The sequence below is a fragment of the Halomonas sp. BC04 genome, from assembly GCF_000568385.1.
In genome coordinates this window covers 1-11,529 of record NZ_AZQX01000239.1, presented here as the reverse complement: position 1 = coordinate 11,529, position 11,529 = coordinate 1, and the positions used below count along the sequence as shown (strand labels likewise).

The 11,529-nt window shown below is 62.8% G+C and carries 13 protein-coding genes and 1 pseudogene; 6 read left to right on the top strand and 8 right to left on the bottom strand.

What is annotated here, in order from left to right; all coding sequences use genetic code 11:
* The 3 genes from Q427_RS16475 to Q427_RS16465 form a co-directional block, all read right to left on the bottom strand.
* Window positions 1–1,422 (bottom strand): PHA/PHB synthase family protein (locus Q427_RS16475; protein WP_081786047.1); only part of this gene is annotated, 1,422 nt, incomplete at its 3' end.
* A 189-nt stretch (window positions 1,423–1,611) separates the two neighbouring features.
* Entirely contained in the window at window positions 1,612–2,052 is a 441-nt protein-coding gene (locus Q427_RS16470) for a YtoQ family protein (RefSeq protein WP_043515908.1), read from the bottom strand.
* Between the two features lie 249 nt (window positions 2,053–2,301).
* Complete coding sequence (locus Q427_RS16465) at window positions 2,302–3,138, bottom strand: MOSC domain-containing protein (protein WP_043515918.1); 837 nt, start codon at window positions 3,136–3,138, stop codon at window positions 2,302–2,304.
* A 156-nt stretch (window positions 3,139–3,294) separates the two neighbouring features.
* Between Q427_RS16465 and Q427_RS16460 the strand changes: the two genes are divergently transcribed.
* Window positions 3,295–4,659: a sialidase family protein gene (locus Q427_RS16460; RefSeq protein ID WP_051496456.1), complete on the top strand. Its 1,365-nt coding sequence runs from the start codon at window positions 3,295–3,297 to the stop codon at window positions 4,657–4,659.
* Window positions 4,660–4,717: 58 nt separating this feature from the next.
* Window positions 4,718–5,098: a Rieske (2Fe-2S) protein gene (locus Q427_RS16455; RefSeq protein ID WP_043515906.1), complete on the top strand. Its 381-nt coding sequence runs from the start codon at window positions 4,718–4,720 to the stop codon at window positions 5,096–5,098.
* 64 nt (window positions 5,099–5,162) lie between these two features.
* Here Q427_RS16455 and Q427_RS16450 read toward each other — a convergent pair whose 3' ends face one another.
* Together Q427_RS16450 and Q427_RS16445 are read right to left on the bottom strand one after the other, a co-directional pair.
* The gene (locus tag Q427_RS16450; protein WP_043515903.1) at window positions 5,163–5,573 is read right to left on the bottom strand and encodes a carboxymuconolactone decarboxylase family protein; all 411 of its coding nucleotides are present in this window, start codon (window positions 5,571–5,573) and stop codon (window positions 5,163–5,165) included.
* Between the two features lie 38 nt (window positions 5,574–5,611).
* Window positions 5,612–5,878 carry a hypothetical protein gene (locus Q427_RS16445; RefSeq protein ID WP_043515902.1) on the bottom strand — a complete coding sequence of 89 codons (267 nt, stop codon included), beginning with the start codon at window positions 5,876–5,878 and terminating at the stop codon, window positions 5,612–5,614.
* A gap of 157 nt (window positions 5,879–6,035) precedes the next feature.
* On the opposite strand from Q427_RS16445, the gene Q427_RS32445 reads away from it, so the two are divergent.
* The 4 genes and pseudogenes from Q427_RS32445 to Q427_RS16430 all read left to right on the top strand — a co-directional run bounded on the left by Q427_RS32445 (window position 6,036) and on the right by Q427_RS16430 (window position 8,887).
* Window positions 6,036–6,431 (top strand): hypothetical protein, encoded by a 396-nt coding sequence (locus Q427_RS32445; RefSeq protein ID WP_197030694.1) that lies wholly within the window; start codon window positions 6,036–6,038, stop codon window positions 6,429–6,431.
* Complete coding sequence (locus Q427_RS16440) at window positions 6,347–7,072, top strand: GlxA family transcriptional regulator (RefSeq protein WP_197030693.1); 726 nt, start codon at window positions 6,347–6,349, stop codon at window positions 7,070–7,072. The genes Q427_RS32445 and Q427_RS16440 overlap by 85 nt, the downstream gene beginning before the upstream one ends.
* 104 nt (window positions 7,073–7,176) lie before the next feature.
* Window positions 7,177–8,072: pseudogene (locus Q427_RS36350) on the top strand (DMT family transporter).
* A 347-nt stretch (window positions 8,073–8,419) separates the two neighbouring features.
* Window positions 8,420–8,887 (top strand): hypothetical protein, encoded by a 468-nt coding sequence (locus Q427_RS16430; protein ID WP_051496455.1) that lies wholly within the window; start codon window positions 8,420–8,422, stop codon window positions 8,885–8,887.
* A 100-nt stretch (window positions 8,888–8,987) separates the two neighbouring features.
* Here the strand turns inward: Q427_RS16430 and Q427_RS16425 are convergent, their stop codons facing one another.
* From Q427_RS16425 to acuR, 3 genes are all read right to left on the bottom strand, one after another.
* Window positions 8,988–9,761: an enoyl-CoA hydratase-related protein gene (locus tag Q427_RS16425; protein ID WP_043515898.1), complete on the bottom strand. Its 774-nt coding sequence runs from the start codon at window positions 9,759–9,761 to the stop codon at window positions 8,988–8,990.
* A gap of 102 nt (window positions 9,762–9,863) precedes the next feature.
* The gene (gene acuI, locus Q427_RS16420; RefSeq protein ID WP_043515896.1) at window positions 9,864–10,844 is read right to left on the bottom strand and encodes an acrylyl-CoA reductase (NADPH); all 981 of its coding nucleotides are present in this window, start codon (window positions 10,842–10,844) and stop codon (window positions 9,864–9,866) included.
* 128 nt (window positions 10,845–10,972) lie between these two features.
* A partial coding sequence (acuR, locus tag Q427_RS16415) for an acrylate utilization transcriptional regulator AcuR (protein ID WP_231613738.1) occupies window positions 10,973–11,529 on the bottom strand: 557 nt, incomplete at its 5' end.

Genomic DNA, 11,529 nt, shown 5'->3' with positions numbered 1-11,529 from the left:
AATATCCTGGATCGCTACCGGACGATGATCGACCTGATAGCGACCGCTGGCCAGGTCGTTGTCGAGAAACAGCCGACGCAGGTATTCGCTGTGCATGCGGTAGGGTAGCCGCGTGATATCGGCATTCCAGGCCATCAGCGCGTTCATCGGCTGGCGCTGGCCGAGCAGGTAATCATGCACCACCCGCGACCAGATCAGGTCATTGGAGCGCAGGATTTGAAAGGCGCCGGCCATCTGGTAACCGTCCAGATAACCCTGGCCCCACATCATGTTCTCCAGGTAGGACACTTGGCTCTCGCCGATGAACAGCATCAGCTCCCCGGCCTCGGTGAAGTCCACCTGGGTGGCCAGAGTAGTAAGGGTAGCCAAGCGCTTGTCGCCGTCACGCGCCATGGCGGCAGCGGCGATGGAGAGCAGAGTGCCTCCCAGGCAATAGCCGACGCCATGGACACGGGGGCTGCCGGTGATCTCGGTAACCACCTCCAGCGCCGCCATGGGGCCGAGCCGACGATAGTCATCCATGCCCAGGTCACGATCCTCCGAGCCGGGGTTTCGCCAGGAGATCATGAATACCGTATGGCCGTGGTCGACCAGGTACTCCACCAGCGACTTGCCCGGGGCCAGGTCGAGCACGTAGTACTTCATGATCCAGGCCGGCACGATCAACACCGGCTCGGCCTGAACCTGCCGGGTGGTCGGTGCGTACTGAATCAGCTCCATCAGATGGTTGCGGTAGACGACCTGGCCGGGGGTAACCGCCAGGTTCTCCCCCACCCGGTAGGCCTCCGCTCCCACCGGTGGTTTTCCGGAGAGGGCACGCTCCCCGTCCTCGAGGAAGTTCTGCCAGCCTTCGACCAGGTTCCAGCCGCCGGAGGCCAACGTGGCACGCGTCACCTCGGGATTCAGCCAGGGGGTATTGGAGGGCGAGGCGTGATCGAGCAACTGGCGCGTGACGAAGTTGATCACCTGCTCCCGCGCCGGCGACACGCCCTCCACGCCGGTGGTGGCGTTGTGCCACCACTGCTGGGTCAGCAGGAAGGACTGATGGATCAGGTTATAGGGCCACTGCTGCCAGGCGTCATCGCGAAAGCGGCGATCGTGGGCCATGGGCTCGATGCAGGCCGGCGTCTCCGGGTTCCAGGCCAGGCGACCGGCGTACCGGGCCAGGCGATTGGACTTGCGCACGAACTTTTCACCGAGCTCGAGTTGCTTGCCGGGTGAAAGCGCCAGGTGCGTCCACCACTCGACGTAGACGCTGGCGAGACCGGCAGGTGTGATGCCCGCGGTCATTCTCGCCAGGTTGGCCTTGAAGGCGCGATCCAGCGCATGGGTGGCGTAGTAGCCTGGGTTGGGCCGCTCATCGGCAGCGGGCAGCAGCGTAGGGGTCTCGTTTTGGGGTGCCAACCGGGATTTCTGCGCCATGGGACTGAGCCTCCATGATGACAATAGCTATCGGCGAACCGTCGGTGACCATTCTCCAGACTAGCATATATTGCATCGCATCATGGGCGGGCCGGGTGCCCGGGTGGAATCGGCTCGACTTCCATTGAAGTAGCCCCAAGACGAGCAACGAAATGGCCAGCTCGTACTTGGGACTGGGTGGGCCAGACGTCAGGCCTTGGTGACGTAGCGGAGGATCTCGACCACCTGATCGGTGGTGGTCGTCCATGCCATGGCCTGGGCATCGACTTCCTTGAGCGGATGGATGATCTCCTCGCCATGCAGGGTGATATAAGGCTTGCCCAGCGCCGCACAGTATCCGGCATCGAAGGCGGCGTTCCACTGCTTGTACTTGTCGCCGAAGCGCACCACCACCAGGTCACTCTGTTCGATCAGCGTCTTGGTGCGGATGGCGTTGACCTTGGAGGACTTGTGGTCGCGCCAGAAGGGATCGCTCTCCACCCCGAGGTGGTCGCCGGCGGCATCGCTGGCCGCGTGGTCTGTCACCGGCGAGGTGAAGACGATATCCAGGTCGGCCGCCTCGGCGCCACGCTGAATTTCATCACGCCAGTCGGTGTGAATTTCACCCGAAAGATAGACGTAAAAGCTCATAAGTCCTCCTGCAGACAAGACATGGGCAGCCATCATAGCTTAGGTAACCGCACATGACTTCCTGCCCGGCACAATATCTGGCGTAAGCCATATCGTACAGAAAGTGAGTCCATGGACTGACATGCGAACAGCAAACAGACAGCTACACTAGCAACGACTCACAGGTCCCTGCATAGCAGTCGTGAGTTCCCTTGCCTTGATGCCCGCTCCCTGCGGGCTTTTTTCGGATTGCAAGATCTGCCGGGCGGCTCAGCCGACCAGACTGTCACCGACGGCGATGAGCTGGTCCCGGCCTTCGAGCAGGGTGGCATTCTGGCCGAAGTACGCCCCGGGGCGAAACGGCTGGGTCCGCATCTCGATCAGCGTCTTGAGCGGCTCGCCGGGAGTAGCGATGCTTCCGCTCGACTGGTCCACCGTGGTGATCTTGCACCGCTGGCAGGGCTTGCGAATACCGAAGCGGTAATTTCCTTCGAAGGAGGCAAGCTCACTCCAGCCGTCCTCGGCAAAGGGAGCGGCTCCCTCCACCACGATATTCGGGCGAAAGCGGTTCATGGGCAGTGGCGCCAGTCCCTTGCCCTGCAGCACCTGATTGAGCGCCGTCAGTGACGCCTGCGAGGCGATCAGGAAAGGATAGCCGTCGGCGAAGGCGGTGTGGGCGCTCTCCCCCTGCTGGTAGAAGGGCTCCACGGCGCGACGCTCGTCGGGGGCAAATCGCACCAGGCGCAGCCCGCTGCCTTTCCAGTCACCCAGGACGCTCGTCAACCAGCGTGACGCCTCGGCGCCTTCGTCCAGGGCCCGACAGGCATCCTCCCAGACATACACCGTCAGTGTCGGCTGGTCGCTGCGCGCCAGCTCGATGCTCAGCGGCGCCACACCAGGATGTTCCAGCAGCAGCCGGTCGTTTTCCAGACGGACCGCAATCCGGGCCATGGTCGGCACCTGGCGCTGGGTCACGAAGCGCCCCACATCGTCTACCACCATCCAGTTGCGGTCGTGGGCAATACCCCGTTCACCGAGTACCGCACGCTCCAGGGCAATGCCTTTCAGCGACTTGACCGGATACAGATGGATCCCTGAAATTCTCACGTCGACCTCCCCCTGTCGTCCAAACTGGTCCTTCACACCTGTCCTTCACACCTGTCCTTCACCCCTGCCCTTCATCAGAGAAGCGGCTAGATCATGCGGCCCCATCTCGCTGCTTTACTGCGTTGATATCATCCTCAGCCGCACGAGGGAGACGCCATGCACAACGTCCGGACATGCCGCCTGGCCCGCCACCCTTCGCCCTCCACACTTCGACAGCCGATCATGGCAGCGACCACGTCACTGCTGCTCTCCCTGGCGGCCACCGTTATCGCCGATGAGAATGCCATCACCTGGCAGCCGGCCCAGTCGATCGCCAGCGGTGACGCCCATGTAGGGCCATGGCGCATGAACGAGTCGGACTTTCGCTACGTGGACGACCCGACGGTTGCCCTGCGCCAGGACGGTACCGCTGCCGTGCTCTGGGTTGACCAGGCGCACCAGGACATCTTCTTTCAGTCTATCGACCCTGGCGGCGAACCACAGCAAAGCGAGCCTACCAACGTATCACGCAGTGGCGATACCTTCTCCTGGCTTCCTCGCGTGACAATCGCCGGCGACGATCCCGATAGGCTCTACGTACTCTGGCAGGAGATCCTCTTTTCCGGCGGCAGCCATGGCGGCGACATTCTTTTCGCCCGCACGCAGGATGGCGGCAAGACATTCAGCGAACCCATCAATCTCTCGCAGTCGCGGGAAGGCGCCGGCAAGGGACGGCTGACCGAACAGCGCTGGGACAATGGCAGCCTGGATCTGGCCGAAGGTCCCGATGGCACGATCTGGGCCGCCTGGACGGCCTATGAAGGGGAGCTGTACATCAGCCATTCGCTGGATGGCGGCAGCACCTTCACACAACCTGAGCCGGTCGCCAGGGACGACAGCCGTCCCGCCCGGGCCCCAAGCCTTGCCGTGGATGGTGAAGGGAGAGTGCATCTGGCCTGGAGCCTGGGCGAGGACGCCGCCGCCGACATTCACTACACCCTGCTCGACAGCAGCGGCGCCATTCTGGCTGAGCCCGCCGCCGTCGCTACTTCCCCGGGGCACGCGGACGCCCCCTCCCTGGCGGTGGATGCCAACGGTACCGTACACCTGGCCTATGCCGAGGCCGCCGATGGCCCCGGGCACCCGGCCCGCATCCACTATGCCCGGTCGGAACGTGGCGGACACTTCACCGCCCCCAGGGAACTGCACGACGAGGGGAGTGAACGCACTGCCGGTCAGGGATATCCGTCGATCACGGTGAAAGGCCGCCACATTCACCTGCTTTGGGAGCGGTTTCCCGACCCTCGCCAGCGGCCTCGCGGCCTGGGCATGATGCACTCAGCGGATGGCGGCGAGACATTTTCGCCCCCAAGCATCGTGCCGGAAAGCGTGGTGGAGGCCGGCTTCAACGGCAACCTTCAGGGGCTGTTGACCCACAAGCTCGCGGTGAACGACAACGGCGACATCGCCGTGGTGAACAGCACCTTTGTACCTGACCAGGCCAGCCATGTCTGGTTGATCCGAGGGCGGCACGAGCGCTGACAAGCGGGTCCCGATACGTAACAATGCCGGCACCCCCGAGAGCATAAGGAGAAACGGCATGTCCCAGGCATGGCAGCAATATCGTAGTGCACCCAAGCAGGGAACGCGCCTCATGCGATTCGAGGAGCTGCCTCCCGGCGACACCCGCTCGCTGACCCTGCAGAGCGAAAGTGGCAGCTTTCCGCTGCTGCTGGTTCGCCTGGATGACACCCCGCTCGCCTTCGTCAATGCGTGCCCTCACCAGTACCTGCCCCTCGACCAGCGCGGCAAGCGCGTACTCAGCCAGGAGGGTGAACAATTGCGCTGCACCAATCACGACGCGACCTTCTCGGCCCGCACCGGCGAAGGGATCGGGGGGCTTGGCGAAGGGTGTGCTCTGGACCCGGTCCCCCTGAGCCTCGACGACGACGGCTGGCTGGTGATCGGCACGTCCGACTAAGCGGTCATGGCAGGGCGCACGCCGGCTTCACACCATGCTGGCCCGCGCCCTGCCAGCGCGCCACTTACTCCTCCGCGAAGATGGCATCCACCTCACGGCGCCACGCATCCTGGTCATACTGTGACCCGTTGAGCATCGTGCTCCACTTGCGGACCAGTGCCGCCGACGCTAGCGCCCCCCTGATCTCGTCGTCGCTGGCCCCATGGGCCTGAGACGCCCTGGTGTGGTAATAGACGCAGTAGTCACAGGGAACCTGCGCAGAAACCGCCAGGGCAATCAGCTCCTTGGTGCGGGTGTCCAGGGCCGCATCGGGGTCAAGAAACACAGACTGGTAGCTCTGCCAGGCCGCCTCGATCCCTTGTGTGGGGAAGGTCTCCTGGATAAAGCCCGGCGCCTCTTCTGCCTGGACGGGAACCAGGCTTGCCATTCCGGCTATCGTCAGGGTGGAGACGGTGGTCATCAGCAGGGATTTCATAGCAACCTCCTCTCTCGGTTGTCAGGGTGATACGGAATTCAGGCCAACTGCTGCATGGGCAGCCCGATGGCGTGCGCCTCGGCGACCGGGAAGTAACGCTGGGTGCTGGTTTGCCCAAGGAGTGGATCCAGATAGTCGCGAAACCGATCGATCGAGGGCGCTTCGTAGAGGCAGACGGCACGGCTCAGGTCCTCAGCGGGCAGGAACTGGTGCACATGGAGCGCTTCCGGCAACGGAAAGACACGCTCGGCGCACTGCTGAAACCCGGCCGAGTCGTGGATCTGGTGCTCAATGGTGATAAACATGATTTTCTCCTCGCCATTGATGGTGGGTTATCCAGGATTCCGGCACAGGCTTGCGCCTTCCTCCTGCTGCCCACAATCCGCCTTGCGAGCCCACCTCACCAGAGCCAGACTGATCGGAAACGGCCCATTCTGATCAGCGGGGCTGAAAAAAATGGTGATGAGCGTATATCCCAGGCGTGTCAGCTTGCTTGCGCTGCCGGCAGAATCCACCGGTACCCCGATCCACGGTCTGTACGAGACCTTGGTGCTTGCCGATGCTGTAGTGGCACGGCCGGAGAACAGCGTTACACGCCTGTTCGAAGTCGAGATCGTCGGTCCCCAACGGGGGATATTCCCCAGCGCCTGTGGCCTGCCGCTAGAGGTGCACCGGGCCATCAGCGAGGTGGACGACACCGATATCGTCATCACCGCCTCCATGCTGTTCGAGAATCAGGCATGGGTAACCGGGAAGCATCCGGAGACAGTGGCGTGGCTGCGGCGCATGCATACCCAGGGTGCCGACCTCTGCTCGGCCTGCGCCGGCGCCTGCTGCTCGCCGAAACCGGCCTGCTAGATGGGCTGGACACCACGACGCACTGGGCCTTCGCTCCCACCTTTCGGCAAAATTTCCCCGGTATCCGGCTGCGAGTCGAGGAGCTGCTTATCGTCACAGGCCGGCACGGGGAGTTCGTCATGTCCGGCGCCGCCAGCTCCTGGCAGGACCTGATTCTTTTCCTGATTGCCCGCCATGTCAGCCCGACTGCGGCCCAGGAGATAGGCAAGTTTCTCCTCTACCACTGGGACTCCCGCAGCCAGGCCCCCTTCGTTCCCTTCGTCCCGCCCACCGACCATGGCGACGGCACCATTCGACAGCTTCAGGAGTGGCTAAATGCCCGTGATACCGTGGATGTCTCCGTCGACGACCTGGCCCATCGGTGCGATCTGCCAAGGCCGACCTTCTACCGCCGCTTCAAGCGGGCGACAGGCTATTCGCCGGTCCACTATCTGCAGCAGCTTCGCATCGAGGAAGCCAAGCGCCTGCTCGAAAGTACCAATGAGCCGGTGGACGACATCAGCTGGCAGGTAGGTTACGAGGAGACGGCCGCTTTCCGCCGCGTATTCAAGCGGATTACCCGTCTCAGCCCCGGCGAGTTTCGCCGGAAATTCCGTTTCCCCGTCGGCCATCGGAGAAAGGCGGACATCAACAAGGGTTAACGTCAATAAAGGCGTTAAGCGCGATATATTCGGGCCACAGCCTTCCCTTGCAGTGTTTTCAACCGTAACCTACAGGATCCCCCTGGGACCCATAAGGATGCCGCATGTCGCCGGCCGATACCCTACGCCTGATACTGCTCTCGTCGCTGTGGGGCATGTCATTCATCTTCATGCGGGTGGCGGTTCCCGAGTTCGGCCCTGTGCCACTGATTCTGTTGCGGATGGGCGTGGGTGCCCTGCTGCTGATTCCCCTGCTGCTCAGCCTTCGCTACCTGAAACTGGTCTGGGAAAACAAAGGGGGGCTGCTGCTGCTGGGCCTGGTCAACCACGTGCTGCCCTTCGTCCTGCTGGCGCTGGCCACGATGCGCCTGGAGGCAGGCTTCACCTCGCTGATCAATGCCACCACCCCGATCTTCACCGCGCTGCTGGGCGCCTGTTCTTCACGACGCCGGTACAGCGCCAGCAGTACCTGGGACTCGCCCTCGCCTTCGTCGGGGTCTATGTGCTCTCGGCCAATCGCCTGGACTTCGCTCTGGGTGGTGATGGCTGGTTCATTCTCTCGGCCCTGGGGGCCACCTTCTGCTATGGCGCCGCCAGCAATTATTCCAAGACCTATCTCTCGCACCTGCCGGTACGCGTACTGGCGGCGGGCAGCACGGCGATGTCGGCCCTGATCCTCCTGATACCCGGCCTCTTGCTGTGGCCGACCGAGCCCATCAGCGGACTGGCCTGGGCCAACGGCCTGGGCCTTGCGGTGTTCAGCACCACCGTGGCATTCCTGCTCTATTTCGGGCTGATCTCCAGCGCCGGGGCAACGGCCACCTCGACGGTCACTTTCCTGGTCCCGGTCAGCGCACTCTTGTGGGGTTATCTGCTTCTCGGCGAGCGACTCAGTATGCAGATATTGGTCGGCATGGCGATCACCCTGGTGGGTACCGCCGTCGCCACCGGCATCCTGCGACTGCGTCGACGGAGAGTGGCACCCACCCAGGAGCAATGACCTGCTTCTTTCACCACGCTTTCAGCCACGTTACAGACTAAAAGTCCCGTAGCACATGGGATTCCGCTTGCTATTCTGAGAAAGATGCCGGGAATGGTCGCGTCAGCGTTTCACTCACGACAATCCCCATGGACCATGACGGTTGTCCATGAACCCGGCAGGTCTACTCTGCATGGGGATAAAACCATGAAAACAACAAACACATTGAGCGCCACACTGGCGGGCCTGTTAATCACTGGCAACCTGGCTTCCGGCCTCGCCTGGCACATTCATCTGACACCCCGGTAGGTGAAGATGTCGCCGCACTGGTCGAGTCGATTCGAATTGCCAATCAGAGATTCGAGAACGTGAACGTAGCACTGGCAGAGGGCTATATCCCGGACCCCTCCGGCCAATGCGTCAGCGCGGCTGAAGAGGGGCTGCCCGCCGAACTGGGTGACATGGGCATCCACTACATCCGCCCCGACCTGCTGGGCATCACGGCGACCGAGCCGCGGATCGACGGCACCGGAACCCATACCGACTTTCTCAATCCCGCCATCCTGCTCTACGAGCCGCAGCAAGACGGTTCACTGGTGCTGGTGGGAGTCGAGAACCTGGTGTTCCAGAAGGCCTGGGAGACGGCAGGCAATACCGAGCCACCCACCTTCGCTGGCCGCACCTGGGACTACATGGCCAACAACCCTGATACGGCAATCGACGAGGCACACGGCTTCGAACCCCACTACGACCAGCACGTGTGGTTTCGTGACAATGGCGTCACCCATCTCGAGCCCTTCAATCCCTTGGTGAGCTGCACCCATCACACCCTGTGAATCGATGGACTCCCCAACACCACTCGGCAGTGACACCGGAGAACGAAAAAAGGCGGCAATGGCGAGTTCGCCACTGCCGCCTTATCGTCTTCCACAAACCTCAGAAGTTCGGCTTGCGCTTCTCGACGAAGGCACTCATGCCCTCACTCTGCTCCTCACCGGCGAAACAGCAGGCGAACAGGGCCGTTTCCAGGGCCAATGCACTGTCCAGATCCTGGTCCATGCCATCGTGGACCGCCTGCTTGGCACCACGAACCGCCTGCGGGCCGTTGCCGGACAGCTGCTTGGCCAGTTCGTCGGCATAGGCTTCGAGCTCGGCCTGGGGCATCACACGATTGACCAGACCGATGCGCAAGGCCTCCTGGGCATCGATCTTGCGACCGGTGGTGACGAGATCCAGCGCCATGGCCGGGCCGACCCGGCGCGGCAAGCGCTGGGTTCCACCGAAACCCGGAATCACGCCCAGCAACACCTCGGGCTGGCCGAAAATGGCATTGTCGCTGGCTACGGCCCAGTCGCAGGCCAGCGCCAGCTCGCAGCCGCCGCCAAGACAAAACCCGTTCACCAGGGCGACCACCGGCACCGGCAACAGCTCGAGTCGCTTGATGGTACGCAGCGCCTGGCTGGCAAACGCCCGCGCCTGTTCCGGCGTCTTGTCCCGCATCTCGGTGATATCGGCACCGGCGACAAAGGACTTTTCACCGGACCCGGTGATCAACACGCCGCGAAGGTCATCGCGCTTCTCGAGCTCCGTCAGCACCGCTTCCAGTTCGGTCAGCAAGGCACTGTTGAGGGCATTCAACGCCTTGGGGCGGTTGATGGTCAGGCGCACGATGCCGGCGCTATCCGCTAAATCGATCAGCTTTTCGCTCATGTGGGGCTCCTGGTTAGTCGCGTTCTTGTGGAGTAGCTACCGACCAACCCTAGCGAACGCTTGGTTGGTCGGCAATCCCTCATTTTGTCGGAGACGAGTGAACTACTGCATGCTGACGACGACCCTTCCACGCACCTGGCCCTTCAAAAGCTCCCCTGCCTTGTCGATGGCCTCATCGAGGCCTACGGTCTGGGTAATGGCATCGAGTTGAGCGGGATCGAGCAGCTCACCCAGGCGACGCCATGCCTCGATTCGCTCCACGCGAGGTTTCATGACACTGTCGATACCGGCAAGCGTCACGCCTCGCAGGATGAACGGCGCGACGGTGGCGGGAAGGTCCATCCCCTGGGCCAGGCCACAGGCTGCCACCGTGCCACCGTACTGCGTGGAGGCCAGGACATTGGCCAGAGTGTGGCTACCTACCGAGTCAATGGCCCCCGCCCAGCGCTCCTTCCCCAGGGGCCGACCGGGCTCCGACAGTTCGCTGCGATCCAGGATCTCCTGTGCCCCCAGCTCACGCAGATAGGCTGCCTCCTGGGGCCGTCCCGTGGCGGCGATGACCCGATAGCCCAGCCGCGACAGCAGCGCGATGGCATAGCTCCCTACGCCGCCATTGGCACCGGTCACCAGCACGTCTCCCCGGTCCGGCACGACGCCCTGACGCTCCAGCGCCATGACGGCAAGCATCGCCGTGTAGCCGGCAGTGCCGATGGCCATGGCTTGGCGAGCGCTGAACGCCGCTGGCAGGGGAATCAGCCAATCGCTCTTGAGGCGTGCCTTTTCAGCCAGGCCGCCCCAGTGCGCTTCACCCACGCCCCACCCATTGAGCAGAACGCTGTCACCGGCCTTGAATTCAGCAGATGAAGACTCTTCCACTGTTCCTGCCAGGTCTATCCCCGGCACCATGGGAAACTGCCTGACCACCGGTCCCTTGCCGGTAATGGCGAGGGCATCCTTGTAGTTCAGCGTGCTGCATTCAACCCGTACGGTGACGTCACCTTCGGGAAGTTGCGAATCGTCCAGCGTCTGGATGGCGACTTGCTGGCCTTTATCCTGCTTCTCGATCAAGATTGCCTTGAACATCGCCTTTCTCCCTTATAGACCGATCGACTAATTAATGTCGTGAAAATGGGGCTACCGAGGCAGACCCTCTAGATAGCACTGAATGAAGATCTCCATGGGACGGACGCTGCGCGCCAGCCGAGAACGCATCACGGCGCCTCCCAGCCGATCCAGAAAGCTTCGGCAAGCAGACTGCAATCGGCGTCCCGGGAAAGCTCACCTGCCGTTTGCGCCTCTTCCAGGCAACCCGCCAGGCGCCGCTGCCAATCATCCAGCGTCTCCTGCAGCCGGTGTCGATACGCATCCGGCAAGCTGCCGACCTCCTGCCCCAGGTTCCCCACCAGACATCCCCGCCGAAAATCATGACGCGCCATCCCGGTCTTGGCATCGGCCACGAAGGCATCGATTCGACGAAGCGGCGGTAGCTGCGTGTTCAACAGGTGGCGATCCAGCTTGTTGGCGAAATAGGCCCCGTAATGCTCCAGGATGGCGAGGCCGAAGGCGTCCTTGCTGGAGAAGTAGTAGTAGAAGGACCCCTTGGGGACGCCGACTCGCTTGAGAATGCCGTCGATCCCGGACGCCGTGAACCCCTGCTCGGTCAGCACCTCGGTGCCGCTTCGAATCAGCGCGGCGCGCGTGTCCTGATCGGCCCGAGGCGACTTGGGGGGACGCCCGCGGCGGGGCTTGGCTGCTGAATGGGTCATGC